At 71.3% G+C, this 26,165-nt stretch carries 23 protein-coding genes and 3 pseudogenes; 16 read left to right on the plus strand and 10 right to left on the minus strand.

What is annotated here, in order from left to right; all coding sequences use genetic code 11:
* The first annotated feature begins 64 nt into the window (after nucleotides 1–64).
* The 4 genes from ACFVXA_RS36010 (at nucleotide 65) to ACFVXA_RS36025 (ending at nucleotide 3,717) form a co-directional block, all read left to right on the plus strand.
* Nucleotides 65–805 (plus strand): GNAT family N-acetyltransferase, encoded by a 741-nt coding sequence (locus ACFVXA_RS36010; protein ID WP_390028318.1) that lies wholly within the window; start codon nucleotides 65–67, stop codon nucleotides 803–805.
* Nucleotides 806–833: 28 nt separating this feature from the next.
* Complete coding sequence (locus tag ACFVXA_RS36015) at nucleotides 834–1,001, plus strand: putative leader peptide (protein ID WP_383746031.1); 168 nt, start codon at nucleotides 834–836, stop codon at nucleotides 999–1,001.
* A gap of 77 nt (nucleotides 1,002–1,078) precedes the next feature.
* Nucleotides 1,079–2,320 carry an LLM class flavin-dependent oxidoreductase gene (locus ACFVXA_RS36020; protein ID WP_390028320.1) on the plus strand — a complete coding sequence of 414 codons (1,242 nt, stop codon included), beginning with the start codon at nucleotides 1,079–1,081 and terminating at the stop codon, nucleotides 2,318–2,320.
* Between the two features lie 20 nt (nucleotides 2,321–2,340).
* Nucleotides 2,341–3,717 carry an NtaA/DmoA family FMN-dependent monooxygenase gene (locus ACFVXA_RS36025; protein WP_390028321.1) on the plus strand — a complete coding sequence of 459 codons (1,377 nt, stop codon included), beginning with the start codon at nucleotides 2,341–2,343 and terminating at the stop codon, nucleotides 3,715–3,717.
* Nucleotides 3,718–3,828: 111 nt separating this feature from the next.
* Here ACFVXA_RS36025 and ACFVXA_RS36030 read toward each other — a convergent pair whose 3' ends face one another.
* A complete protein-coding gene (locus ACFVXA_RS36030; protein WP_383911007.1) occupies nucleotides 3,829–4,614 on the minus strand; it encodes a CDP-alcohol phosphatidyltransferase family protein in 786 nt (261 codons plus the stop codon).
* A 106-nt stretch (nucleotides 4,615–4,720) separates the two neighbouring features.
* On the opposite strand from ACFVXA_RS36030, the gene ACFVXA_RS36035 reads away from it, so the two are divergent.
* From ACFVXA_RS36035 to ACFVXA_RS36055, 5 genes and pseudogenes are all read left to right on the plus strand, one after another.
* A complete protein-coding gene (locus ACFVXA_RS36035; protein ID WP_362032879.1) occupies nucleotides 4,721–5,701 on the plus strand; it encodes a zinc-binding alcohol dehydrogenase in 981 nt (326 codons plus the stop codon).
* Between the two features lie 137 nt (nucleotides 5,702–5,838).
* Entirely contained in the window at nucleotides 5,839–6,237 is a 399-nt protein-coding gene (locus tag ACFVXA_RS36040; protein ID WP_362032876.1) for a 6-carboxytetrahydropterin synthase, read from the plus strand.
* 56 nt (nucleotides 6,238–6,293) lie between these two features.
* Nucleotides 6,294–7,436 (plus strand): glycosyltransferase family 4 protein, encoded by a 1,143-nt coding sequence (locus tag ACFVXA_RS36045; protein WP_390028332.1) that lies wholly within the window; start codon nucleotides 6,294–6,296, stop codon nucleotides 7,434–7,436.
* Nucleotides 7,433–8,431, plus strand: a complete 999-nt coding sequence (locus tag ACFVXA_RS36050; RefSeq protein WP_390028323.1) for a class I SAM-dependent methyltransferase — start codon at nucleotides 7,433–7,435, stop codon at nucleotides 8,429–8,431. The genes ACFVXA_RS36045 and ACFVXA_RS36050 overlap by 4 nt, the downstream gene beginning before the upstream one ends.
* 80 nt (nucleotides 8,432–8,511) lie before the next feature.
* Nucleotides 8,512–9,471, plus strand: a pseudogene (locus tag ACFVXA_RS36055) (lysylphosphatidylglycerol synthase transmembrane domain-containing protein); the annotation flags it as partial.
* Nucleotides 9,472–9,608: 137 nt separating this feature from the next.
* On the opposite strand, the gene ACFVXA_RS36060 reads toward ACFVXA_RS36055, so the two are convergent.
* On the minus strand, nucleotides 9,609–10,448 hold the full coding sequence (locus ACFVXA_RS36060; protein WP_384022702.1) for a creatininase family protein: 840 nt from the start codon (nucleotides 10,446–10,448) through the stop codon (nucleotides 9,609–9,611).
* Between the two features lie 39 nt (nucleotides 10,449–10,487).
* On the opposite strand from ACFVXA_RS36060, the gene ribA reads away from it, so the two are divergent.
* Genes ribA through ACFVXA_RS36075 form a run of 3 tightly spaced genes read left to right on the plus strand, consistent with a single transcriptional unit; the run spans nucleotide 10,488 to nucleotide 13,437 of the window.
* The gene (ribA, locus tag ACFVXA_RS36065) at nucleotides 10,488–11,195 is read left to right on the plus strand and encodes a GTP cyclohydrolase II (protein ID WP_362032870.1); all 708 of its coding nucleotides are present in this window, start codon (nucleotides 10,488–10,490) and stop codon (nucleotides 11,193–11,195) included.
* Nucleotides 11,192–12,268, plus strand: a complete 1,077-nt coding sequence (locus ACFVXA_RS36070; RefSeq protein WP_390028324.1) for an ornithine cyclodeaminase family protein — start codon at nucleotides 11,192–11,194, stop codon at nucleotides 12,266–12,268. Before ribA ends, ACFVXA_RS36070 begins: the two co-directional genes overlap by 4 nt.
* Nucleotides 12,269–12,291: 23 nt before the next feature.
* On the plus strand, nucleotides 12,292–13,437 hold the full coding sequence (locus tag ACFVXA_RS36075) for an NAD(P)/FAD-dependent oxidoreductase (protein ID WP_390028334.1): 1,146 nt from the start codon (nucleotides 12,292–12,294) through the stop codon (nucleotides 13,435–13,437).
* Nucleotides 13,438–13,527: 90 nt separating this feature from the next.
* Here ACFVXA_RS36075 and ACFVXA_RS36080 read toward each other — a convergent pair whose 3' ends face one another.
* The 3 genes from ACFVXA_RS36080 to ACFVXA_RS36090 are packed head-to-tail and all read right to left on the minus strand — an operon-like array spanning nucleotide 13,528 to nucleotide 16,973.
* The gene (locus ACFVXA_RS36080) at nucleotides 13,528–14,754 is read right to left on the minus strand and encodes a serine hydrolase domain-containing protein (protein WP_390028326.1); all 1,227 of its coding nucleotides are present in this window, start codon (nucleotides 14,752–14,754) and stop codon (nucleotides 13,528–13,530) included.
* Between the two features lie 30 nt (nucleotides 14,755–14,784).
* The gene (locus ACFVXA_RS36085; RefSeq protein ID WP_390028327.1) at nucleotides 14,785–16,386 is read right to left on the minus strand and encodes an MFS transporter; all 1,602 of its coding nucleotides are present in this window, start codon (nucleotides 16,384–16,386) and stop codon (nucleotides 14,785–14,787) included.
* Nucleotides 16,383–16,973 (minus strand): TetR/AcrR family transcriptional regulator, encoded by a 591-nt coding sequence (locus ACFVXA_RS36090; RefSeq protein ID WP_390028328.1) that lies wholly within the window; start codon nucleotides 16,971–16,973, stop codon nucleotides 16,383–16,385. Before ACFVXA_RS36090 ends, ACFVXA_RS36085 begins: the two co-directional genes overlap by 4 nt.
* A gap of 131 nt (nucleotides 16,974–17,104) precedes the next feature.
* Between ACFVXA_RS36090 and ACFVXA_RS36095 the strand changes: the two genes are divergently transcribed.
* Nucleotides 17,105–17,545 (plus strand): PPOX class F420-dependent oxidoreductase, encoded by a 441-nt coding sequence (locus ACFVXA_RS36095; protein WP_362032855.1) that lies wholly within the window; start codon nucleotides 17,105–17,107, stop codon nucleotides 17,543–17,545.
* 96 nt (nucleotides 17,546–17,641) lie between these two features.
* Nucleotides 17,642–18,037 (plus strand): annotated as a pseudogene (locus ACFVXA_RS36100) (VOC family protein); the annotation flags it as partial.
* Between the two features lie 9 nt (nucleotides 18,038–18,046).
* Here the strand turns inward: ACFVXA_RS36100 and ACFVXA_RS36105 are convergent.
* Nucleotides 18,047–20,665: a TIM-barrel domain-containing protein gene (locus ACFVXA_RS36105; protein WP_390028329.1), complete on the minus strand. Its 2,619-nt coding sequence runs from the start codon at nucleotides 20,663–20,665 to the stop codon at nucleotides 18,047–18,049.
* Nucleotides 20,666–21,037: 372 nt separating this feature from the next.
* On the opposite strand from ACFVXA_RS36105, the gene ACFVXA_RS36110 reads away from it, so the two are divergent.
* A complete protein-coding gene (locus ACFVXA_RS36110) occupies nucleotides 21,038–22,522 on the plus strand; it encodes an APC family permease (protein WP_389465709.1) in 1,485 nt (494 codons plus the stop codon).
* A 10-nt stretch (nucleotides 22,523–22,532) separates the two neighbouring features.
* Nucleotides 22,533–23,495 (plus strand): hypothetical protein, encoded by a 963-nt coding sequence (locus tag ACFVXA_RS36115; RefSeq protein ID WP_390028330.1) that lies wholly within the window; start codon nucleotides 22,533–22,535, stop codon nucleotides 23,493–23,495.
* 43 nt (nucleotides 23,496–23,538) lie between these two features.
* Here the strand turns inward: ACFVXA_RS36115 and ACFVXA_RS36120 are convergent, their stop codons facing one another.
* The 4 genes and pseudogenes from ACFVXA_RS36120 to ACFVXA_RS36135 all read right to left on the minus strand — a co-directional run.
* Nucleotides 23,539–23,994, minus strand: a complete 456-nt coding sequence (locus tag ACFVXA_RS36120; protein ID WP_362032846.1) for a TerB family tellurite resistance protein — start codon at nucleotides 23,992–23,994, stop codon at nucleotides 23,539–23,541.
* 81 nt (nucleotides 23,995–24,075) lie between these two features.
* Nucleotides 24,076–24,681, minus strand: coding sequence for a histidine phosphatase family protein (locus tag ACFVXA_RS36125; protein WP_384022651.1), 606 nt, complete (start codon nucleotides 24,679–24,681; stop codon nucleotides 24,076–24,078).
* A gap of 5 nt (nucleotides 24,682–24,686) precedes the next feature.
* Nucleotides 24,687–25,565: a phosphogluconate dehydrogenase (NAD(+)-dependent, decarboxylating) gene (gnd, locus tag ACFVXA_RS36130; RefSeq protein WP_362032840.1), complete on the minus strand. Its 879-nt coding sequence runs from the start codon at nucleotides 25,563–25,565 to the stop codon at nucleotides 24,687–24,689.
* 6 nt (nucleotides 25,566–25,571) lie between these two features.
* Nucleotides 25,572–26,165, minus strand: a pseudogene (locus tag ACFVXA_RS36135) (glucose-6-phosphate isomerase); the annotation flags it as partial.

Genomic DNA, 26,165 nt, shown 5'->3' on the forward strand with positions numbered 1-26,165 from the left:
GGGAACCGGCGGCCCCCGAACCCACCGAAGCCGCACCGCCACGCCACGGAGATCCGAACCCGCCATGTCCACCCTCGCCCCTTTGCCGCAGCCGCAGAGCCCGGCGTCGCCGTCCCATGTCCTGGACAACGCGGCCTGGGCCGCGCTGACCGGTCCGCACGCGGTGTTCGCCGAGCGCGTCGGACGTGCCGCCCGCTACCGCAGGGACGTCTCGCCGTTCACCGCCCTGGCCGACCCCGACGATCCCCGCGCCTGGGACGATCTCGCCGCACTCCTCGGCCCCGGAACCGTCGTGGCGGTGTCGGGCGTCCAGGGCGCTCCCGAAGGGTGGGAGACCGTACGGCGCGGCGAGGGCGTCCAGCTCGTCGACACCGCGCTCCGCGTCGAGGAAGCCCCCGACGCGGTGCGGCTCGGACCCGACGACGTGCCCGAGATCCTGGACCTCATCGCCCTGACCGAGCCCGGGCCTTTCCTGCCCCGCACGGTCGAACTCGGCACCTACCTCGGCATTCGGCACGGCGGACGACTGATCGCCATGGCCGGTGAACGGCTGCGGCCACCGGGCTGGACGGAGATCAGCGCCGTCTGCACCCACCCGGACCACCGTGGCCGCGGCCTCGCCACCCGGCTGGTGCGCGCGATCGCGGCAGGCATCAGGGGGCGCGGAGACACGCCCTTCCTGCACGCCTCCGCGACCAACGTCACGGCGATCCGGCTCTACGAGTCGATCGGCTTCACCCTGCGCCGCCGCAGGAACTTCCTCCAGGTCCGCACTCCGGGCGCGGCGCCGGAACAGACGGCGTAGCCGGACTGTTGCCATGGGCGACGACATCATGCCGGTGCGGCCCCGGGCCCGCCGAGCCGGAAGGGCGGAGGTGACCGAGGTGCCGGGTGTGTCCCGCCTCCGTGTCAGGGTTCTCGCCCCACGCCGCCGCGTGCATCTGTACTCCCGGCCGCACATCGACCTGAAGCGCGTGGCCGGCGCGCTCTGTCGTCCCTGACCTGTCACCCTGCCGCCGCACCCTCCGAGGCGAGGGTCCGGTGATCTCGTACGGCCGATCAGGAAGGCACCCCTCCCGTGTCCCCATCAGCTTCGTCGTCCCCCTCCTCCGCCGGGAACCTGCATCTCGCCGTCGCGCTCGACGGCGCGGGCTGGCACCCGGCCGCCTGGCGTGAGCCGGTGGCCCGCCCCCGGGAGCTGCTCACCGCCGCGTACTGGACCGACCTCGTCACGGAGGCCGAGCGCGGGCTGCTCGACTTCGTGACGATCGAGGACTCGCTCGGACTCCAGTCCTCGCACTTCACCGAACCCGACGGGCGGACCGACCGGGTCCGCGGCCGCCTCGACGCCGTCCTGATCGCGGCCCGGGTCGCACCGCTGACCAGGCACATAGGGCTCGTGCCGACGGTGGTGACCACCCACACGGAGCCCTTCCATATCTCCAAGGCGATCGCCACCCTCGACTATGTGAGCAGCGGCCGTGCGGGCGTACGGGTCCAGGTGTCGGCGCGCCGCAACGAGGCCGCGCATTTCGGCCGCCGTACCGTGCCGCCGTTCCGCATCGAGGATCTGGAGAGCCCGGACATCCGGGCGCTGACCGTCGAGCTCTTCGACGAGGCCGCCGACTACGTCGAAGTGGTGCGCCGGCTGTGGGACAGCTGGGAGGACGACGCGGAGATCCGGGACGTCGCCACCGGCCGCTTCATCGACCGCGACAAGCTGCACTACATCGACTTCGAGGGCAGGCACTTCAGCGTCAAGGGCCCCTCCATCACCCCCCGCCCGCCGCAGGGCCAGCCGCTGGTCACCGCGCTGGCCCACGAGACCGGCACGGGCGCGCCGTTCCGGCTGGTGGGGCGGTCCACCGATCTCGGATACGTCACTCCGCACGACGCCGAGCAGGCACGGACCATCGTCGCCGCGGTGCGCGCCGCGCAGGACCAGGCCGGGCGGGCCGCGCAGCCCCTGCATCTCTTCGGCGACCTGGTGGTCTTCCTGGACGACGACCCCGCCGCCGCGACCGCGCGCCGGGAGCGCCTCGACTCGCTCGCGGGTGACCCGTACACCAGCGATGCGCGGATCTTCACCGGAACACCCGGACAACTGGCCGATCTGCTCCAGGAGCTGGGCCGGGCCGGGCTCTCCGGGTTCCGGCTGCGTCCCGCCGTCGTGGGTCACGACCTGCCGGCGATCACCCGGGGCCTGGTTCCCGAACTCCAGCGCCGCGGCGCCTTCCGGGAGTCGTACGAGGCCGACACCCTGCGCGGGCTGCTGGGGCTCGACCGCCCCGCCAACCGCTATGCCGCCGTCACCGCCTGAGCCGGAGGGACCGTACGACCATGAGCAAGCCCCTGAAGCAGATCCATCTGGCCGCCCACTTCCCCGGCGTCAACAACACCACCGTCTGGAGCGACCCGGAGGCCGGCAGCCACATCGAGTTCAGCTCCTTCGCGCACTTCGCGCGGACCGCCGAACGCGCCAAGTTCGACTTCCTCTTCCTCGCCGAGGGCCTGCGGCTGCGCGAACAGGGCGGCAAGATCTACGACTTGGACGTCGTGGGCCGCCCCGACACCTTCACCGTGCTCACCGCGCTCGCCGCCGTCACCGAACACCTCGGTCTCACCGGCACCATCAACTCCACCTTCAACGAGCCGTACGAGGTGGCCCGCCAGTTCGCCAGCCTCGACCACCTCTCCGGCGGCCGTGCCGCCTGGAACGTGGTGACCTCCTGGGACGCCTTCACCGGTGAGAACTTCCGGCGCGGCGGCTTCCTGCCGCAGCAGGAGCGGTACTCCAGGGCCCAGGAGTTCCTGAGCACGGCCAACGAACTCTTCGACTCCTGGCGCGGCGACGAGATCGTCGCCGACCAGCAGAGCGGCACCTTCCTGAGCGACGCCAAGGCCGGCGCCTTCGTGCACCAGGGGCAGCACTTCGACATCGAGGGACAGTTCAACGTCCCGCGCAGCCCGCAGGGTCGGCCCGTCATCTTCCAGGCGGGCGACTCCGACGAGGGACGCGAGTTCGCGGCCGCCGGCGCCGACGCGATCTTCAGCCGGTACAGCACCCTCGACGAAGGCCAGGCGTTCTACACGGACGTCAAGGGCCGCCTCGCCCGCTACGGCCGCCGGCACGACCAGCTGCTGATCCTGCCCGCCGCGAGCTTCGTCCTCGGGGACACCGACGCCGAGGCGGAGGAGCACGCCCGCGAGGTGCGCCGCCAGCAGGTCAGTGGCGCAACGGCCATCAAGCACCTGGAGTTCGTCTGGAATCGGGACCTGTCCGCGTACGACCCGGACGGCCCGCTCCCCGACATCGATCCCGACCTCGGCGAACACACCGTCGCGCGCGGGCGCGCCCAGGTGCGCATGTACCGTGACCCGCTGGCCACCGCCCGGGAGTGGCGGGAGCGGGCGGCGGCCAACAACTGGTCGATCCGCGACCTGGTCATCGAGACCGGCAACCGGCAGTCGTTCGTCGGCTCCGCGGCCACCGTCGCCGAGACCATCGACTCCTTCGTCCAGGCCGACGCCGCCGACGGTTTCATCCTCGTCCCGCACATCACCCCGGGCGGCCTCGACGTCTTCGCCGACACCGTGGTCCCGCTCCTCCAGGAACGTGGCGTCTTCCGCACGGACTACGAGGGCCCCACCCTGCGTGACCACCTCGGCCTGGCCCATCCCGACGCGAGCACGCAGGGGGCGCGGGCCGCTTCATAAGAGGGCCGCGGCCCCGATACCTCCGTGTGACCGGGCTCGGCATCGAGCCCGGTCAGAGGGAGGTGTCGGGGCGGCGGAGCCCATGGCCGGCTCGACCCGCACCGGAGGTGATCAGCCCTCGGAACGCCCCGCTGCCACCAGCGACGGCTCGCCGACCAGCTCCACCAGCGGCGCGACCGGCTCGCGGCCGCTCTGACGCCACAGCCAGGTGATGTCCCGTCCGAACGACCAGACGAGCGACGCCAGCGCGAGGAACACGGCCCCGACCGTCGCCTCGCGCGGCAGGATCCCCGCGCCCGCGACGAGCAGCACGATGCCCTGCAGGGCCGCCACCGTCTTGCGCGCCATGCTCGGCGGCAGCGCGCCGTTCAGCCACGGCAGCACCCGGGCCGCCGCCACGAACGCGTAGCGCATCGTGCCGATCAGCAGCACCCACGGGCCCAGCGACATCGCGACGTACACGCTCAGCACCAGGATCAGGAACGCGTCGACCTCCATGTCGAAGCGGGCGCCCAGGGCGGAGGACGTTCCGGTGCGCCGGGCGACCTTGCCGTCGACACCGTCGAGGATCAGGGCGACCGCCGTCAGACCGACCAGCAGGCTGACCGGGGGCGAGCTCTGGAAGGAGTCCGCGACCAGGGCGGTGACGCCGCCGACCAGGATCGCGCGGCCGAGGGTGACGCGGTTGGCCGGGCCGAAGGAGCGGGGCCGCGAGCGGCGCAGGGCGCGGGTCAGCACCGCCCAGGTGGCGATCGCGAACGCCAGCCCGGTCAGCCAGCCGGCCGGTCCCATGCCGATCGCCGTGCCCAGCAGGGCGAGCACCAGGAGCTGCACACCAGCTCCGACGATGGTCTCCTGCTGGGGGAGCCTCGCGTCGTACGTGTTGTTCAGGGCCACCGCACATCCTCCGGCCGTATGACAGAGTCGATCAACGCCGCGTACCGTGTGCGGCTTGTCACCGCTCCGTACGTGAAGATCTGCTGAATCGTTCAGGGGGACGCTCATGGAACTCACAGCTCGGGCCTTCTGGCTGGGATCTCCCGGGCACGGCGAGATCCGGGACGTCACCGTGCCCGCGCCCGCCGAGGACGAGGTGCTGGTGCGCACGCTCTGCTCCGGGGTGAGCCGGGGCACCGAGACCCTCGTCTTCCGCGGGGGCGTTCCGGAAAGTCAGCATGCTTCGATGCGTGCACCGTTCCAGGACGGGGATTTCCCCGCACCGGTCAAATACGGCTATCTGAGTGTCGGCCAAGTGGAGGAAGGTCCCGTGTCGCTGCTCGGCAGGACCGTCTTCTGCCTGTATCCGCATCAGACCCGGTACGTCGTCCCCGCGAGCGCCGTGACGGTCGTACCGGAGTCCGTGCCCGCCTCCCGCGCCGTCCTGGCCGGGACCGTCGAGACCGCGGTGAACGCCCTCTGGGACGCCGCGCCGCTGATCGGCGACCGGATCGCCGTGGTGGGCGGCGGCATGGTCGGCTGCTCCGTCGCCGCGCTCCTCGCCCGCTTCCCGGGCGTACGCGTCCAGCTCGTCGACGCCGATCCCGCGCGCGCCGACATCGCCCGCGCCCTCGGCGTCGACTTCGCGCTCCCCGCGGACGCCGCCGGCGAGTGCGACCTCGTGGTGCACGCCAGCGCCAGCGAGGCGGGGCTCACCCGGTCGCTGGAACTCCTCCGCCAGGAGGGCACCGTGCTCGAACTCAGCTGGTACGGCGACCGGCGCGTCAGCCTGCCGCTGGGGGAGGCGTTCCACTCCCGGCGTCTGGTCGTGCGCAGCAGCCAAGTGGGTTCCGTCTCCTCCGCGCGCCGGGACAGCAGGACGTACGCCGACCGTCTCGCGCTTGCCCTCGAACTGCTCGCCGAACCCGCCTTCGACGCCCTGGTCACCGGCGAGTGCGGCTTCGAGGAACTTCCCGACGTGATGGCGAAGCTCGCCTCCGGATCGATACCGGGTCTGTGTCACCGCGTGGTCTACGAAGGTGTGTGAGCGCGTAACGACCTGCCTGACCTCCGAAGACTCCGAAGAAAGGGGAACGAGCACCTGAACAAGGCGTACGGGGCAGCCGTACTACACGACGTGCCCCCGGCAGGGGATCTGACGCACCGCACCTGGAGGGTCGTCCGTTGTTCAGCATCACCGTCCGCGATCACCTGATGATCGCCCACAGCTTCCGTGGCGAGGTCTTCGGACCCGCGCAGCGCCTGCACGGGGCGACGTTCCTGGTGGACGCCACGTTTCGGCGCGCCGAACTGGACGACGACAACATCGTCGTCGACATCGGCCTGGCCACCCAGGAACTCGGCGCCGTCGTGAGCGAGTTGAACTACCGCAATCTCGACAACGAGCCGGACTTCAAGAACACGAACACCTCGACGGAGTTCCTGGCCAAGGTCATCGCCGACCGCCTCGCCGACCGTGTGCACGCCGGGGCACTGGGCGACGGCGCCCTCGGCCTGTCGGGCATCACGGTCACGCTGCACGAGTCGCACATCGCCTGGGCGAGTTACGAGCGTGCGTTGTGACCGACACGACCCTGGACCAGGCGTCCCCGCCCCGTGACACGGCAGCCCTGAACTACATGCCCGTGCAGCACACGGCTCTCAAGAACGCCGAGATCATCCCCATGTCCCTGCGCTCCGTGCACTTCGTCCTGCCCGGCGGTGTCGACGACCCGACCGCGCCGAGCGGCGGCAACGCCTACGACCGGCGGCTCTGTCTGGACCTGCCCGGCTTCGGCTGGCAGGTCCACCAGCACGCCGTCGCGGGCAGCTGGCCGCACCCCGGCGCCGCCGCGCGAACGGAACTCGCCCGCACACTGCGTGACCTGCCGGACGGTACGGTCGTCCTGCTCGACGGGCTGGTGGCCTGCGGCGTCCCCGAGATCATCGTCCCCGAGGCCGAACGACTCAGCCTCGTCGTCCTGGTGCACCTGCCGCTCGCTGACGAGACCGGGCTCGCGCCCGCCGTGGCCGCGGACCTGGACGCCCGGGAACGTACGACGCTACGGGCCGTGTCGGCCGTCGTCGCCACCAGCGACTGGGCCGTCCGCCGGGTCGTCGCCCACCACGGGCTCGCCCCCGACCGCGTCCATGTGGCCACGCCCGGCGCCGACATCGCGCCGCTCGCCTCCGGCACCGACGGCGTCTCGCGGCTGCTGTGCGTCGCCGCGGTCACCCCGCGCAAGGGGCAGCACCGCCTCGTCGAGGCCCTCGCGACCGTCACCGACCTCCCCTGGAGCTGCGTCTGCGTCGGCGGACTCACCCAGGACCCGGCGTACGTCGCCCAGCTCCGCGCCCTGATCGACAAGCACGGTCTCGGCGACCGGCTGCACCTCACCGGACCGCAGGCCGGCGCCGAACTCGACGCGAGCTATGCCGCGGCCGACCTCATGGTGCTCACGTCCTACGCCGAGACGTACGGCATGGCCGTCACCGAGGCGCTCGCGCGCGGCATTCCGGTGCTGGCCACGGATGTCGGCGGCCTTCCCGAAGCGGTCGGACGCGCCCCCGATGGCGGGGTGCCCGGCATCCTCGTACCCCCGGAGGACCCGGCGGCCCTCGCCGCGGAGCTGCGCGGCTGGTTCGGCGAGGCCGACGTACGCCGCCGCCTCAAGGCGGCCGCGCGTGGCCGGCGCGCCGCGCTCGACGGCTGGGCGACGACGGCCCGCAGCCTGGCCGGCGTGCTCGGCAGGCTGCCCGGGGAACCGCGGAGGGTGGCGTGAGTACGGCCACGACCCCCGCCGGGGTGCCGGAGCGCGGAGCGACGGCGCCCGTCGAGTCCGGGCCGGTCACGGGGGCCACCACGCCCGAGGTGTCCGACGTGTCAGGGATGATTGCGAGGTCAGGTGTGCCTGGTCAGCGTGGAGCCGCGGCCGATGCCGACGACGTGCCCCGATACGCGCCCCAGTGGCTCCAGTTGCGTGAGGGCGCCGACGCCTCCGCGCGGGCGCACGAACTGCTCGACCCCCTCCGCATACGCCTGGCCAACCGGCCCGGGCGCGGCGGCGACCTGGTCATTCACGATCTCGGCTGCGGAACCGGCTCCATGGGCCGCTGGCTCGCCCCCCGCCTCGACGGCGCCCAGCACTGGATCCTGCACGACCGGGACCCCTACCTGCTGCACTTCGCGACCGTGGGAGCGCCCCGCGCCGCCGCCGACGGCAGCCGTGTCTCGGTCACCACGCAACGCGGTGATATCGGCCGGCTGACCACCGACGCCCTGGCCGGAGCCTCGCTGGTGACGGCCTCCGCGCTGCTCGACGTGCTCACCGCCGAGGAGATCGACCGGCTCGCGGCGGCCTGCGCGGGCGCCGGGGTCCCGGCCCTGCTGACTCTCTCCGTCGTGGGCCGGGTCGAACTCGCCCCGGCCGATCCGCTCGACGCCGAGTTCGCCGAGGCGTTCAACGCCCACCAGCGCCGCGGTGATCTGCTCGGCCCCGACGCCATCACGACGGCCTGCGAGGCCTTCGCCCGGTACGGCGCGACGGTACGCGTGCATCCCAGCACCTGGCGGCTCGGACCCGACGACGCCGCGCTCATCGAGGAGTGGCTGCGCGGCTGGGTCGGCGCCGCCTGCGAGCAGCGCCCCGACCTCGCGGCCCACGCCGAGTCGTATCTGCGCTCCCGCCTGACGGCCTGCGCCGCCGGCGCGTTGCGGGCGGTGGTCCACCACAGCGACCTACTGGCCCTGCCACGGCCGACGGGGGGTGCGGCGTGAGCACGGACGTGATGCGGGCACGCACGAAGGATGTGCGCACGGGCTCGACCGCAGGACGCGGGAAGGGCGGGCGCGCGGGCATGGCCCTCGGCCGCGCCGACGCCGCTGTCCCGGGGCCGGTCCGCGACCACGGCGGTACGGGGACCACCTCCGTCGGCAGCGGGGCCTTCGTCGACGGCGAGGCGGCCCCGCCCCGCACCACGGCGGGCCCGCGCGGTCTGCTCAACTCCCGCCGGATACGCACCCACGTCGGCACGGTCGCCGGTGTCGTCATCCTCGGTGTGCTGCTCTGGCGGCTGGGAACCGGTGTGTTCCTGGACGGGCTACGGCGGATAGACGGGACGACGCTGCTGGCGGCGCTCGGACTCGGGCTGCTCACCACGGTGTTGAGCGCCTGGCGGTGGTGTCTGGTGGCCCGCGGGCTGCGGATCCGGCTGCCGTTGGGGCCGGCCGTCGCGGACTACTACCGGGCGCTGTTCCTGAACGCCGCGCTGCCCGGCGGCGTGCTCGGCGACGTGCACCGGGCCGTGCGGCACGGGCAGAGCGCCGGGGACATCGGCCGGGGAGTGCGGGCGGTGGTGGTCGAGCGGACCGCCGGGCAGGCGGTGTTGCTGGCCGTCGGGGCGGCGGTGCTGCTCACGCAGCCGTCGCCGGTGCTCGCGGACGCCCGTCACCTCACCCTGGTCCTGGCGATCGTCTCGGTGTGCGCGGTGGTCACCGTGGCCGCCGTGCGCAGGGGCAGGCCCCCGGCCGGGTCCGAGCGGTTCGGAGCCGCCCGCGCCGCGCTCGTCGAGGCGCGGGGCGCGCTGCTCGCCCGGGGGAGCTGGCCCGGTGTGCTGCTCTCCTCGGTGCTGGTGCTGGCCGGTCACCTGGCCATGTTCGTGCTCGCCGCCCGGGTCGCCGGATCCACCGCGTCCGCGGCGCAGTTGACGCCGCTGGCGCTGCTGGCCCTGCTCGCCATGGGGCTGCCGCTGAACGTCGGCGGCTGGGGGCCCCGGGAGGGCGCCACCGCCTGGGCGTTCGGCGCGGCGGGGCTCGGCGCGAGCATGGGCCTGACCGTCGCCGTGATCTACGGAGTGCTCAGCTTCGCGGCGAGTCTGCCCGGCGCCGTGGTTCTGGTCGTCCGGTGGTGCGCGGCGCTCCGGCGCCCCCGCGAGGAGAGCGCAGGAGGGCACGATCAATGCCGACGATCAACGACCGGCGAAGACTCGTCGACGCCCGAAGTCGCCCCGTGGACCGCCGCATCGCCCTCTTCCGAAGGAAGCGTCCCGGACGTCACCAGGGAGAAATACGCCCCGAAGGAATCGGTGAGCGCCGCCAGCAGTTCCTTCCCCTTCTCCGCGGAAGCCATCGAGGGACGGCCGATGACGCCGGACTCGGTATAGGCCGACATACCGAGGGTGAGCAGATGCCGCCGGTCGTCCGCGACGAAATCGGAGCTCTCATAACCGGGTCCGACCAATTCCGGGTGGGCGTGCAGCAGAATGGAGGTCTCGATTTCTCCCGCATGCATATCGGTCAGCAGGGAAGTCTCCACACCGGCCCGTTCCCGCGCCGTCTCCCAATCCTCCAGGGCCGGGAAGAGCGCCATGCGGGTACCGCTGCCGGCGGATTCCTGAACGACATTGCCCAGCACGTAATTTCCACCGTGCCCGTTGACCACCACCAGGGTGTCGACGCCCGACCCGCGCAACGAGGCGGCGATGTCCCGAACCACCGCGTGGAGCGTGACGGAGGAGATGCTGACGGTCCCAGGCCAGGCCGCGTGCTCGTGCGAGCAGGAGATCGTCACCGGAGGCAGGAGATGGACCGGATACGCGGCCGCAACCTCCCGCGCGATGGCGCACGCGACGAGTGTGTCGGTCGCGAGCGGAAGGAACCGGCCGTGCTGTTCGAAGCTGCCGACGGGAAGAACGGCGACCTGACGGGCGACACCGGCCCCCCGCTCCCGCACATCCTCCGTGGTGTCCAGTGGCAACAGACCGGACACCGCCGAGCGCTTTCCCGAACTACTCATGTTTTCACGGCCCTTTCGACTCTGCTTAGGAACCAGATCATGACAGATAACGTTGGCGTACTCGGCGGGAATGCCCACCTCACAGGTGTCGAACGAGTCGTGATTGCCCCCTTGCCCACCGTGCACGGCGATTTCCACGCCGTCGGCTACCTCGACCACGACCGGGGCGAGGAACAAGTGGCCCTGGTGTACGGCGACTTGGACAGCCTGGGAGAAGGAGACGTCCTCACCCGGCTCCATTCGGAATGCCTGACCGGCGACGCCTTCGGGTCCACACACTGCGAGTGCGGCCCCCAGCTCACCGCCGCGCTGCGCGCCATCGTCGCCGAGGGCCGGGGCATACTCGTCTACCTCCGGGGCCACGAGGGGCGGGGAATCGGTCTGCTCGCCAAGCTCCAGGCCATGAAGCTCCAGGCGGAGGGCCTCGACACCGTCGAGGCGAACCTCGCCCTCGGCCTCCCGGTGGACGCCCGTGACTACCGGGTCGCGGCGGACATCCTGCACGACCTCGGCGTACGGTCCGTACGCCTGCTGTCGAACAACCCGCGCAAGCGGGAGTCGCTGCTGCGCCACGGCATCAAGGTCGCCGAACAGGTGCCGCTGCTGATCCCGCCGTGCGAGGAGAACCTCAGCTATCTGCTGACCAAGCGGGAGCGCCTCGACCACTACCTCCCTCACCTGGACGGCGGTGACTGGGCGCAGGCGATCTTTTGCGGATCGGCGAAGACGGTTATCACTGAGGAATGACCGAAGACGACGAACGCGGCGAACACGGCGAACGCGATGAGCGCGGCGAACACGACGGACACGGCGAACCCGATGAGCGCGGCGAACACGACGGACCAGGCACCGCCCCGCTGTATCTCTCGGCTGAGCAGGTCGGGGAGCTGCTGGACACCGACGCGGCGATCGCCTCGCAGCGCGCGGCCTTCACCGCGCTCGGTGACGGCACCGCGGAGCTGCCCGGGAAGATCATGCACCCGAGCCGCTTCGACGACAGCGTCGTCTTCGCGTATCTGGCGCGGCTGTCCGCGGACACCGGAGCGGTCGCCAAGATCGGCAGCGTCAATCCGGGCAACGCGACGGCCGGACTGCCCACCGTCCACGCGGTGATCAACGCGCTCGATCCGGTCACCGGGCAGCTCGCCGCCGTCATGGACGGCACCGCCGTGACGACCCTGCGCACGGCCGCGGCCGGTGCCGTCGCCTTCGACGCGCTGGCCACCGCCGACAGCGCCGAGCTCGGTCTCCTCGGCTCCGGCACCCAGGCCCTCGCCCACGCGCGGGCCGTCGCCCGGGTCCGGGAACTGCGGTCCGTACGGGTGTGGAGCCCCAACCCCGGACGCAGGGCACACGCGGCGCGGCGCCTCGCCGCCGAACTCGGCGGCGCCGTCAAGGCCGTCGAGACGGCGGAGGAGGCCGTGGCCGGCCTGCCGATGGTCGCGGCCTGCACCCTCAGCGCCACGCCCGTCGTCCGGGGCGCGTGGCTGACGCCGGGCTGCACGGTCGTCAGCGTCGGCTCCTTCGAGCCCACCCGCAGCGAGGTCGACGCGGAGGTCGTACGGCGGGCCGCCGCGGTCGTCGTCGACGATCCGGAGACCGCCGCGGAGCACGCGGGGCCGGTGGTCGACGCACTGCGGGAGGGCCGGCTCGCCCGGGAGGACCTGATCCCGCTGGGCGGCGTGCTCACCGGCCGGCACACGGCTCGTACCAGCCCCGACGACATCGTCTTCTACAACAGCGTCGGGCTGGGCATCCAGGACGCCGCCGCGGCCTGGGCCGTGATCGCCGCCGCCCGCGCGAGCCGGGAACGCCGATGAACCCGAGTGGCGCAGACGCGTCGATGCAGAGGACCGCGCAGGTCGTCGTCATCGGCGGCGGTGTGATGGGCACGAGCATCGCCTACCACCTGGCGCGCGCCGGGGTGCCCGACGTGGTCCTGGTGGAGCGCGACGAACTCGCCTCCGGATCGACCTCGCGCGCGGCGGGCGGCGTCAGGGCACAGTTCTCCGACGAGCTCAACATCCAGCTCGGCGCCCGCAGTCTGGAGGCGTTCGCCCGCTTCGGCGAGGAACCGGGCCAGGACATCGGGCTGCACCGGGTCGGCTATCTCTTCCTGCTCTCCACGCCCGAGGAGGTCGCCGCGTTCGAGGCGGGGGTACGGCTGCAGAACGCGCTCGGCGTCCCCAGCCGCATGATCGCCCCGGCCGAGGCCCGGCGGCTGTCCCCGCTGATCACCACCGACGGGCTGCTGGCCGCGGCCTTCTCCCCCGACGACGGGCACTGCACGCCCGAATCCGTGGTCCAGGGCTACGCCGCCGGCGCCCGCCGGCATGGCGCGACCGTGCTGCGGCACTGCGAGGTCACCGGCATCGAGACGCGCGGCGACGCCATCACGGCGGTCGTCACCGACCGGGGCACGATCGCCACCGGCACGGTCGTCTGCGCGGCCGGCGCCTGGTCCCGGGCCGTCGGCGCGATGGTCGGCGTGGATCTCCCGGTGCGGCCGCTACGCCGCCAGATCGCCGTCACCGAACCCGTCCCGGGACTGCCGCCCGATCTGCCCATGACCATCGACTTCACGACCAGCCTCTACTTCCACACCGAGGGCCCCGGCCTCCTTCTCGGCCTGTCCGACCCCGACGAGAGCCCCGGCTTCGCCACCGAGACCCACGACCGCTGGATCCCGCATCTCTACGCGGCCATGCGGCGGCGCGCCCCCGCCCTGCTCGACCTGCGCAGGACGGGCGGCTGGGCGGGGCTGTACGAGATCACGCCGGACCACAACGCGCTGATCGGCGAGGCGAGTTCGTGCGCCCGCTTTCTGTACGCCACCGGGTTCTCGGGGCACGGCTTCCTCCAGGGGCCGGCCGTCGGCGAGGTCGTCCGCGACCTGTATCTGGGCCGCGCGCCCTTCGTCGACATCGGCCCGCTGAGTGCCGACCGCTTCGCCGCCGACGCGCTGCGCCCGGAGGTCAACCTCGTGTGACCTGCCGCGTCTGATGCGCCTGCCACTTCTGCCACTTCTGCCACGGCCTGCGTGTCCTTCGTATCCGCCGAGTCACTCGGGTCACTCGGGTCACTCGAGGACCGCCTCGTGTACCAGCCGCTTCAGTTCCGGGAAGATCGAGTGGGACGTCGTCGGGCGGACCTGGGTGAAGAACTGCACGGTCATGTCGTGACGGGGGTCGACCCAGAACGTCGTACTGGCCACTCCGCTCCAGCCGAACGCGCCCTCGCTGGAGGGGGCTCGGGTGAGCTCCGGGTCCAGCACGACGGAGACGCCGAGGCCGAAACCGAGGCCGGCGTTGCCCGGTTCCTGGTGGACCCGGCTGCCGAAGGTACGGCGGTCGGCGTTGCCGGGGAGGTGGTTGGACGCCATCAGGTCCACGGTCTCGGGGGCCAGGAGGCGGGTTCCGTCGAGTTCACCGCGGCGGCGGAGCATCTCCATGAAGCGGTGGTAGTCGTGGGCACCGGCCACCATGCCGCCGCTGCCGGACAGGAAGCGGGGCCGGCCGTGCAGCGGGAGCCCGGCGATCGGGGTGATCCGGCCCTCGGCGTCCTCTCCGTACAGCTCGGAGAGCCGGCCTGCCTGTTCGTCCGTGACGCGGAAGCCGGCGTCCGTCATCCCGAGCGGACCGAAGATCCGCTCGGCGAGGAACTCGTCGAGGTCCCGGCGGGACACCACCTCGATCACGCGGCCGAGGACATTGGTGGCGACCGAGTAGTTCCACTCGGTGCCCGGCTCGAACTGGAGCGGCAGAGAGGCGTACACGTCGACGGTCTCGGCCAGGTTCGCACCCGGCGCCACCGACGACTCCAGCCCGGCGTCGCGGTAGAGCGCGTCGACCGGGTGGGAGTGGTAGAAGCCGAAGGTCAGGCCGGCGGTGTGGGTCAACAGGTGGCGGATCAGGATGGGTTGCGCGGCCGGGCGGGTCTTCGTGTCGGGGCCGGATCCGCTGACGTGTACCCGCGGTTCGGCGAAGGCCGGGATGAAGTCGGCCACGGGATCGTCGAGTCGGAGGCGCCCCTCTTCGAGGAGCATCAGCGCGGCGACCGACGTGACCGGCTTCGTCATCGAGTAGATCCGCCACAAGGTGTCGCTCTCCACCGGGAGTTGGGCCTCGCGGTCGCGACATCCGTACGTGGTGAGGTGTGCGACTCGGCCGTGCCGCGCCACGGCGACGAGGTAGCCGGGCAGCCGGTCGTCGTCGACGAGGTGGGCGAAGTGCTGGTCGAGGCGGGCCAGCGCCTTCGGATCGAGGCCGGCCTCACGAGGCTCGGCCTCCTGTCGCAGATGTCCCATGACTCTCCTCCGAGCTGCGGCTCTTGTTCTTCATGGTCTCGTACGGAGGGGTGAGGCGTCCTCCGGGGGGCTCTGGTCGGCGTGGGGCGGGTGTGGCGTGGCCGAGTGGCGTTGGTCGGGGGTGGGCGGGCGCGGGGTGTCCGAGGGGATCTGGCCGGGGGCGGGTGGGCACAGCGTGGTCGAGTGGGCTGGGTCGGGGAGGGGCGGGTGCGGCGCACCCGAGGGGCTTTGGCCGGTGCTCACGACGCCCGTCTGCCCCGGGAGCCTCAGGGCAAGCAGCGCGCCGCTCGCCGACACCGCCGCGAGCGTGGTCAGCGGCGGACCCGTCGTGACATCGGTGGTGAGCGTCATCAGCGTGGCCGCCGCCGCGATCCCGAGCGTCGGCCCGATGTTCATCGCGGTCTGCTGGAGTCCGCCGGCCACGCCGGCGGACTCCGCCGAGGTGTGCGTCACGACGACCGCCGTCGCGGTGACCATCACCGTGCCGAATCCGGCGCCCAGCAGCAGGAAGCCACCGCCGATGGCGACGGCGGTCGACGCCTCGTCGAGCCGGGACAGCAGCAGGACGCCGAGGGTGAGGACGATCGTCCCGGCCAGGGTCGTCCGGCGCGCACCGAGCCTGCGCAGGAGTACGGCGGAGACGGGAGCGCCCACCACCAGCATCACCGCGCAGGGCAGCGCCCTCAGGCCGGTCTGCAGCGGGTCGAGGCCCAGCGTCCGCTGGAGGAAATAGCTGCCGACGAACAGCGTGCCGAGCATCGACGCCGACGCGGCCACCAGAACGCCGAGCGCCGCGCCGATGGTCGCCGAGCCGAGGACGGCGGACGGGACCAGCGGGCTCGCGGTACGCCGTTCATGCCGTACGAACGCGGTCCCCGCGCCCGCGACGACGAGCAGCCCGAGCACGGTCGCCGTCGTCCAGCCCGCCTCCGGTATCGGGACCAGTGTGTGCACCAGACTCACCAGGGCCACCGCCAGCAGGCCGGCGCCGGGGAGGTCGAGACCGCCGCCCGCCGGGGCGGCGGCCCGGCTCTGGCCACGGACGGTGAGCGCCAGCACTCCCATCGCGAGCGCGGGCACGACGTTGAGGAAGAAGACGGCCCGCCAGCCGAGATGGGTGACCAGCGCCCCGCCGACGAGTGGTCCGGCGGCGGCCGCGAGCCCGATGGCGCTGGTGCGCAGCGCGATGGGCATCCCGAGCCGGTCGGGAGGGTACGCGGCGCGCAGCATGCCGAGCGTGGCCGGTTGCAGCAGCGCGCCGAAGACGCCCTGTGCGACCCGCAGTCCGATCACCCAGCCGATGCCGGGGGCGACCCCGATCCCCGCCGAGGCCGCCCCGAAGCCCAACGTCCCGACGGCGAAGACCTGTTGGTGGCCGTACCTGTCTCCTAGCCGTCCGGCGAACACCAACAGGGCGGCCACGGCGATGAGATACCCGGTGCTGGTCCACTGGACCCGTGCGAACGAGGCACCCAAGTCGCGTTGCAGCGTGGGCTGCGCGACGGTGAGCACGGTTCCGTCCAGTGCGACGATCACGGCACCGAGGACGCTGCTCGCGAGTGTGAGGCGACGCCGGGCCGACGAGTGCCGCGGCGGCGGTTCACGGTCGCACCGCGCGCCGGGGGCGCTCACCGCTCCTCCGGCCCGAGGTGCGCGTCGAGTGCCGCAGTCAGCAGGGGTACGAAGTCGTCGGCGCCCGTGGCGAGTCGGAGGCTGCCCCAGCCCCACAGCTGGGCGATCCCGTGCAGGTTCGCCCAGAGGGCGCCCGCGACGACCGCGGCGTCGGCGTGGGGGCGCACCCGGCCGACCAGGTCCACCAGGACGCCGAACAACGGCAGACTCGTCTCCCGTAGACCCAAGGTGCCGCTCTCCAACAGGTCATGACGGAACATCAGCTCGTACATGCCGCGCTGGGCGAGCGCGAAGTCCAGGTAGACCCTCCCCAGCGTCATGAGCTGCTCGCGCGGGTTCGTGTCGCCGTCGCCGTCGCCGTCACCGATAGCCGTCTCGGCCCGGGCTCCCAGGTCGGCGAAGCCTCGGCGCGCGATGGCCGAGAGCAGATCCAGGTGGGTCGGGAAGTAGCGGCGCGGGGCTCCGTGCGAGACGCCCGCGCGCCGGGCGATCTCCCGCAGGGTCAGCGACTGGGCGCCCTCCCTGGTCACCAGGTCGACACCGACCTCGATCAGCCGGTCCCGCAACCCCATCTCCGATTCGCTCATAGACACTGTCTACCAGGTGACGTAGACAGTGTCTACTCACCTGTCGGCGGCTGCCCGGCGGAGTTCGCCCGGGAATCCCGTTCGGAATCCCGTTCGGGAATGGAGATCTCGTCCCGGAGGTTGCTCCCTACATGACTCAGGACGCGACGCAAGACGCACTGCTCAAGCTGCTTTCCGAGTACAAGGGTGGGGTGCTCGTCACCCTCAAGAGGGACGGGCGGCCTCAGCTGTCGAACGTCAGCCACGCCTACTACCCCGACGAGGGCATCGTCCGCGTATCGCTCACCGACGACCGTGCCAAGACCCGCAATCTGCGCCGGGACGCACGGGCTTCGTATCACGTGACCAGCGACGACCGGTGGGCGTACACGGTCGCCGAGGGCACGGCCGAGCTGACCCCGGTGGCCGGGGACCCGCACGACGAGACCGTCGAGGAGCTGATCCGGCTCTACCGTGACGTGCTGGGCGAGCACCCCGACTGGGACGACTACCGCGCCGGCATGGTGCGCGACCGCCGTCTCGTGCTACGGCTCCATGTGGAGCGGGCGTACGGCATTCCCCGCGGACGCTGAGCCGCCCCCGACCTCGACCGCGCTCACATACGGGGTCGTACCTTGACCGCGCTCACGTCCGGGCTCGCGGGGGCAGCCTGAAGACGTCAACTCCCGGCTCCCGGCTCCCGGCGCGTCGCCCTCGGTGTCGGACCCGCCCCCACCGACGAGGGCGCCGGCGCCCAGCACATCGCCCTCGCGACGGACGACGTGGTCGCCGCGGCCCGCCGCTTCCGCGAGGCGGGCGGCCGGCTGCTGCCGATGCGCGCGGACTACTACGACGACCTGGCCGCGCGGCATGAGTTCGCCGACGACGAGCAGGCGACGTACCGCGAGCTCGGCATCCTCGACGACCGTGACGCGGACGGCGAGTTCCGGCACTGCTGCACGGAGACCGTCGGCCGCGTCTTCTTCGAACTCGTCCAGCGCGACGGCGGCTACCGCGGCTACGGCGCGCAGAACGCCCCGGTGCGCCTCGCCGCGCAGCACGCGGCGGGACGCCCGGGGCGTTGACGCGCCGGGTTACCGCAGGAGGCGCACGGAGAAGGCACGGTCCAGCGACAGGCTGGGCGTCCTGACCGTCGTCACCCCGGTGTCCGTGTCGTACGACCATCCGTCGCGGGGCAGCGGCCGACCGTTGAGGAGTACCTGCTTCGGCGCGGTCTGGCCGTGCACGGTGAAGCGATACGAGCGGGCCGTCGGCTTGTCCTCGTAGGTGCCGACGCTCGCACCGACGTTGACATCCGTGAACCGCGAGGAGGAGTTCACAGTGACGCGCTGCGTCGCCGACGCACCGGCTGTGAACCGACGTGTCACGCCGTCGTCCTCGTACAGCGTGTAACCGCTGTCGCCCTTGGGGTAAAGGTCCCAGTCCAGTTCATGCCGGTCGCGGGTCTGCCAACTCGTCGTCCCCCGCGGCCACATGGGCACGATCGCGCCCTCCTTCACGAACAGGGGAAGGGTGTCGAGCGGCGCGTGGTACCCGTCGACCGTCGTCGGGCCTTGGTAGGTGCGGCCCGTCCAGTAGTCGGTCCAGGTGCCCTTGGGCAGGTAGATCCCGTCGCGAGTGTCGGAGTCCTGGTAGACCGGGGCGACCAGGAAGTCGGAGCCCGCGAGGAACTCGTACTTCGCCTTCGCGCCCAGGGTGTTCGGGTCGTCCGGGTACTCCAGCCACAGCGGACGGACCGCGCCCACACCCGTCTTCGTCGCCTCCGCGGACAGCGTGTACATATAGGGGAGCAGGCGCTCCTTCAGCTGGAGGTACCTGCGGTTGATGGAGGTGTACGGCTCGCCGTCCAGCCAGGGCTGCTGGTCGGCCGCCTTGCCGGTGGTGATGTCGGAGGCCCAGCCGTCCATCGTCATGATGGCGGGCAGGAACGCCTTCCACTGGAGGTCGCGCGTGTACATCTTGGCGTCGTGCCGGTAGATCGAGCCCACGTCACCGGTGTTGTACGCGATGCCGGACAGGGTGGCTCCGGCGTACGTCGGGATCTGCCAGCGGATGTAGTCCCAGGACAGCTTCTGGTCGCCGCTCCACAGGACACCGCAGCGCTGGGCGCCCGCCCATGACACCGGCAGCCAGACAAAACCACGTGCGTCGCTGTTCTCCTCGATGCCCGCCTTGGCCTTGTCGCAGGCGTCGAGCGCGAAGCCGTAGCCGTTGCCGACCCAGGCCACGTCCAGCTTGGCCACGCGCTGGCCCGCCTTCACCTGGTCGGCGAGCTTGTCGATGCCGTCCTGGGTCCACAGACCGAGCTGGGCGTGGTGGTCCTGGAGGCCCTTGGCGGTCTCCGCGAGGTTCTCGTAACCGCAGCCGTAGCCGTCGTTGACGAGCATCCAGCCGAGCGGCATGTCGTGCGCGGTGTAGCCGTCGGCGATCTTCAGGGCGTCGAGGGTGTGCCGTTCGCCGCGGTTGGCGTTGTGCAGGTAGCAGTCGGAGTCCCCGGGTTCGAGCCCGTACACCGGCGGCATGAAGGGCTTGCCCACCAGCGCCGTGTACTTGCCGATCACCTTCTTCGCGTCACCGAGGAAGTAGTAGGCGTCCAGGCGCCGTTCCTGCTGTCCGGTCCGCACGGGTGAGCGGAAGTCGTAGACGCCGGGCGAGAAGGTGTTGCGGAAGACGCCGTAACCCGCGCTGGAGAGGTAGAAGGGCTGGGAGTTGTTGTAACCGCCCTCGTTCCAGTCGAAGCTGTTGGCCACATACATCGTCTGATCCCGGTGCGCGAAGCTGCCGTTCTGTTCGCCGCCGCCGAAGAACTGCTCGTCCGTGGCGCGCGCCAGACTCTGCCGCATCCCGCTGGTGGACCAGCGCAGCGGCTTGTCCTCCTGCCACACGGGTGTGCGGTTGTCGGCCTTGTAGAGACCGAAGCGCAGGGGCTTCTTGTAGACCCGCAGGACGGCGTCGGGGGAGCGGACGCCGTAGTACGCGCCCGCGTCGAAGGATGACGTGTGCTTCTGGAGGGCGGGCTGCTCGCGGACGATGGCCGTGCCGGCGGGGTCGGTGAGGGAACCGGACGGGTCGGCCTGGAGGCGCAGTTGGCCGCCCGTCAGGAAGTCGGCCCGCGCCTTCAGCTGTCCGGCCTCGATGGTGTAGCTGCCGTCGCTCCCGGCGAAGGAGGTGAGATCCCCCGCGTCCGTGGTCCGCGGCAGATAGGCCTTCCCGGTGTACGCGTTGTCGTGCACGTCGTACGGCACGACCAGCACATGGTATGTCCCCGACGCGTTCGGGATCACCGTGGCCTCGGGATCGGCGGTGCCGGCGCTGGAGGCGACCTGTTTGCCCGCGTCGTCGTAGATGTAGAGGTCGAAGTCGTCGGTGGGGTGCTGCCACTCGATCGAGATCGGTACGCCGCCCTCGGGGTTGTCGGCCCAATACCCCTCGGGCACCGAGACTTTCACGTCGAAGCGGTCGCAGACCTTGTCGTCCGGGTCCTCGGCGGCGGACGGACAGCTCTCGGTACCACCGGACGTGCCCTTGGCGTAGACAGGGCTCTGCCAGCTGACGCTCTGGTGGGCGTCGTCGAGAACGGCGCTCGGCGGGGTCGCCGCGAGCGCGGGCCGCGCCGGAGCGCTCAGCACGGTGACGGCCAGGGCGGTGGCGAGTCCCGCCATGGCCCAGGAACGGTGTCGGAGTCTTCGCACGGTACGCATCTCCACTCAAACCAACGGCGTGGTGTTTGCAGGTGCTTGAAACAGCGTCTGATCGTGCAGGTTCAAGCATGAAGGGTGGCTGTCCGTGCAGGTTCATGTCAATGGATCTCGCGGCAGTGTGCGAAGGCGCCTGCTGAACCGGCCGGTCGTGCAGGGCTTTTGCCGGGGCGTCGGCAGCCGTAAATTACCGACCGGTTGACATTGAAAGGCGAACCACCACCGCTATCATCACCTCACCTGCGGAGCGACCCTCTGCCCGATGACGGCGGTTGTACGGCATCGACCTTGACACCCCCCACTTACAACACGGCGTTGTCGGGCGTGCGTGCCGGCGCGTCGTGCAGGACGGAAAGCAGCACGAGCATGAGCAACAACAGGGGCAGAGGGCTTCAGGCCAATGCCCTCGGTACGCTGGACACGGTCGTGATGGCGGTCGCGGGCAGCGCCCCCGCGTACTCGCTGGCCGCGACCACCGCGGTCCTCGTCGGCGCGGTCGGCCTCGCCGGCCCGGCCGCCCTCCTGTACTGCGCGATACCCATGCTGGGCATCGCCCTGGCGTTCAGCTACCTCGGCCGGATCGACGTCAACGCGGGCGCCAGCTACTCCTGGGTCGGCCGCACCCTCCACCCCTTCCTCGGCTTCCTCAGCGGCTGGGCGCTGGTCATCTCGGCGACCATCTTCATGGTCGCCGGTTCGCTGCCCGCGGGCGCCATGACGCTCTCCCTCTTCGACGAAAAGCTCGCCGACAACACCGGGTTGGCCACCGCGGTCGGCGCGGCCTGGTTCCTGGTGATGCTGTTCGTGGTGCTGGGCGGCGCCCGGCTCACCGTCCGAGCCCAACTCCTCATGTCCGGCGTGGAGCTGGCGATCCTGGCCGTCTTCGCGGTCGGCGCCCTGCTGCACACCCACAACGCCCGGTCCTTCGAGTGGTCCTGGCTCGGCTTCGGCCACTTCGACGGGGTGAGCGGCTTCGCGTCCGGCGCGCTCATCGCCGCCTTCTACTACTGGGGCTGGGACGTCACCAGCAACCTCAGCGAGGAGACCCGCGACAGCCGCCGCACCACGGGCCTCGCCGGCCTGATCGGCGTCGGCATCGTCTTCCTGCTCTTCGAGGTGTTCACCATCGCGGTGAACGTCATCCTCACCGACCGGCAGATCCAGGACAACGACGCCAACGTCCTCGGCGTGCTCGGCGAGGAGATCTGGCCGGGCTGGGGCGGAAAGCTGCTCATCGTCGCCGTGATGCTGTCCACCATCGCCACCCTGGAGACCACGCTCATCCAGGTCACCCGCTCACTGTTCGCGATGGGCCGCGACCGTACGATGCCCGAGGCGCTGGGCCGTGTGCACCGCACGTGGAACACCCCGTGGGTCGCCATCGTCGTGGTCGGCGCGGTGGCCCTGGTGATGTTCGTGACCTCCAACGCCCTCGGCTCGGTCGGCGACATCCTCTCCGACGCCATCGCCGCGATCGGTCTGCAGATCGCCGTCTACTACGGCCTCGCCGGCATCGCCGTGGTCGTCGCCTACCGCAAGATGCTGCTGAAGTCCCCGGCCAACTTCCTCTTCGGCGGCCTGTGGCCCTTCCTCGGCGCCCTGTTCATGTTCTGGATCTTCGTCGAATCGCTGGGGGACCTCAGCAACGCGTCGATCGCGATCGGCATCGGCGGCATCGCCGTCGGCCTGATCCCCATGGTCTGGTACTGGAAGCAGGGCAGCGACTATTACCGCCCCGCCAAGCTGGACGCCACCCAGGTCGTCGAGACCGAGTACATCCCCGACGGCTACACCACCGCCGCGGCGACCGAACGCTCCCGCCTTCACGAGGGTCTCCCCACCGACTTCTGAGAGGGACCCGATGGCGGGAGACCGCTTCACCCCCGACTTCGATCCCGACGGCGGCGACCGACAACTCACCTCAGCGCGCCAGGACATCGTCATCGGCCGCTGGCAGGGCCTGCGGGAGCTGCTGCGCGCCACCGGCCCCGACTGGCCGGCGCGCAGCCACCGGATGCGGCTGCTCGCACCCGCCTGCGCGGGCAACTCGACCGTCGAGTCCTGGCTGGCCGCCGAACCCCGCAGCGCCGACGCCCTGGTGCTACGGGCCGCCACCGACGTGGCGCGCGCCTTCAACGTGGCCATCGCCGCGGGCCGAGGCGTGCCCATCGACCCGCAGCGCGTCGACCGAGCGGTGATGGCCTGCCTGCAGGCCGCGGACGCCTGCCCCGAGGACCCCACGCCCTGGATCTCCCTGATCTCCGTCGGACGGCTCTACCCGACCGGCGTACGCCGCCAGGAGCTGGGCCGTTGGTGGGACGAACTGCACACCCGCGACCCGTACAGCATGGAGGGGCATCTCCAGATCCTGCACTACTACTCGTCACGCTGGCACGGCACACACGGCCTCATGTACGACTTCGCCCGGGACGCGGCAGGTGTGGCGCCGCCCAGCTGCGCGCTGCCCGTCCTGGTGCAGTACGCCCGCGTCGAGGAGTACCGCTACATCCTCGACGGGGCGAAGGGACAGCGCGACGCGGTCGTCGGGCTCGGCCAGCACTGGAACCACGACGCCGCCGTCAGCGACGTACGACGCACCTGGCAGCGCTGGATCACGGCTCGTCCGGAAGGCCCCGTGACGCCCTGGGAGGTGCGCGACCTCAACTGTCTGACGCACGCGGCCTGCTACGCCGGGACGGCCGACCTCGCGGCACCGCTGTTCACGCTGCTCGGGAGGCGGGCCGCCCGGACGCCGTGGTCGTACACCGGGGACCCGGAGCAGGAGTTCGTGAAGTGGCGCAAGAAGACATCACGCGGCGCCTGACCCCCTCGGCCGCCCACGCCCACGACCACGGCCGGTCATACGGCTAGAGGTCGAACTCGTGCGGCGGCAGGTCGAGGGCGAAGCACGCCTCCCGTACGACGGCCTGTTCGGTCTTGTCGAAGTCGCCGTCGGCGCCGCCGATGACGATGCCGATCTGGATGACGGCACGCGCCTCGGCGGGCTTCTTCTTCGCCTTGGCGATCTCCTGGAGGACACTGACCTTGCCGAAGGCGAAGTCGGCCGTCAGCTTGTTCAGGTTGTCGTCGAAGCGCCGCTGGAGGTCGATGGCGTCGAAGTTCTGCAGCACCTCGTTCGTGGCGATCAGTTGGGCGACGCGCTGCCGCTCGGACGGGTCGACCGAGCCGTCCGCCGCCGCCACGAGCGCGCACATCGCCATGCTCGCGTCGCGGAAGGCACCGCTCTTGAGATCGTTCTTCTTCGCCACGAGCTGGGTCTGCATCGTCGACGCGGACTCCCTGATGCGGTCCCACAGGGCCATGAGAACTCCATACGTTGTCGAAGGCCGGCCCGCCCGGGCGGGCGGACCGGAATCTCTTCGGTTTCTACAGCACCGTAGAAACTAGTGAGCCACCGCAGAAGTTCCTGTGGCGTTCCACTCGGCGATCACGGGACGGCCGTGCTCGGTGGAGAGCCGGCTGACCGTGCCCGTCGCGAGCTGGAACAGCCGTCCGTCCGCGGGGGCAAGCCCCAGCCGGCGGGCCGTGAGCACCCGCAGGAAGTGGGCGTGCGCCACCAGGATCACGTCACCGTCGGCCAGCGCCGGCCCGATCCGGGACAGCACGCGGTCGGCGCGCTGTCCCACCTGAGCCGGCGACTCGCCCGGGTGACCGGCCGGACCGGCGGGCACCCCGTCGTCCCACAGGTACCAGTCGGGCCGGGTGCGGTGTATCTCGACGGTGGTGACGCCTTCGTAGGCGCCGTAGTCCCACTCGTGGAGGTCGGGATCGGGTACGGCCCCGTAGATGCCCGCGAGTTCCGCCGTGCGCACCGCGCGGCCCAGCGGGCTGGTGAGCGCGAGGGCGAAGGTCCGGCCGGCGAGCAGCGGGGCGAGGGACTTGGCCTGTTCCTCGCCGTGCTGGGTGAGGGACAGGTCGGTCCAGCTGGTGTGCCGGCCCGACACACTCCACTCGGTCTCGCCGTGGCGGACCAGCAGGAGATCACCCATGGCCGTTACTTCGCGGATTCGACGGCGTGGCCGCCGAACTGGTTGCGCAGCGCCGCGATCATCTTCATCTGCGGCGAGTCGTCCTGGCGGGAGGCGAAGCGCGCGAAGAGGGAGGCGGTGATGGCGGGCAGCGGCACCGCGTTGTCGATGGCCGCCTCGACGGTCCAGCGGCCCTCGCCGGAGTCCTCCGCGTAGCCGCGCAGCTTCTCCAGGTGCTCGTCGTCGTCCAGCGCGTTGACGGCGAGGTCGAGCAGCCAGGAACGGATGACCGTGCCCTCCTGCCAGGAGCGGAAGACCTCGCGCACGTCGGTGACGGAGTCGACCTTCTCCAGGAGCTCCCAGCCCTCGGCGTAGGCCTGCATCATGGCGTACTCGATGCCGTTGTGGACCATCTTGGAGAAGTGGCCCGCGCCGACCTTGCCCGCGTGCACGAAGCCGAAGTCGCCCTCGGGCTTCAGCGCGTCGAAGACCGGCTGGACCTTCGCGATGTTCTCGGCGTCGCCGCCGACCATCAGGGCGTAGCCGTTCTGCAGGCCCCACACACCCCCCGAGACACCCGCGTCGACGAAGCCGATGCCCTTGGCCGCCAGCTCCTCGGCGTGCTTCTCGTCGTCGGTCCAGCGGGAGTTGCCGCCGTCGACGACGGTGTCGCCGGGCTCCAGCAGGTCGCCGAGCTCGTCGACGACGGACTGGGTGGGGGCGCCGGCCGGCACCATCACCCAGACCACGCGCGGGCCTTCGAGCTTGCCGACGAGTTCGGTGAGGCTGTTCACGTCGGCGAGGTCGGGATTGCGGTCGTAGCCGACGACCGTGTGGCCCGCGCGGCGTATCCGCTCGCGCATGTTGCCGCCCATCTTGCCGAGGCCGATGAGTCCGAGCTGCATATCAGTTCACTTCTTCCGGAGAGTGCGGTAGGCGGCCACGAGGGCGGCGGTGGAGGGGTCGAGGCCGGGCACGTCCGCGGCCTCGGTGAGCGCGGGCTCGATCCGCTTGGCGAGGACCTTGCCGAGCTCGACGCCCCACTGGTCGAAGGAGTCGATGTTCCAGATCGCGCCCTGGACGAACACCTTGTGCTCGTACAGCGCGATCAGCTGGCCCAGGACCGACGGGGTCAGCTCACGCGCGAGGATGGTGGTGGTCGGGTGGTTGCCCTTGAACGTCTTGTGCGGCACCAGCTCCTCGGGCACCCCCTCGGCACGCACCTCGTCGGGCGTCTTGCCGAAGGCCAGCGCCTGCGTCTGCGCGAAGAAGTTCGCCATCAACAGGTCGTGCTGGGCCTGGAGTTCCCCGCTCAGCTCGTGGACCGGGTTGGCGAAGCCGATGAAGTCCGCCGGGATCAGCTTGGTGCCCTGGTGGATGAGCTGGTAGTACGCGTGCTGCCCGTTGGTACCGGGCGTGCCCCACACCACCGGACCGGTCTGCCATTCCACGGGCTGCCCGTCGCGGTCCACCGACTTGCCGTTGGACTCCATGTCCAGCTGCTG

It is taken from the genome of Streptomyces sp. NPDC058246 (assembly GCF_042881985.1).
Lineage (GTDB): Bacteria > Actinomycetota > Actinomycetes > Streptomycetales > Streptomycetaceae > Streptomyces.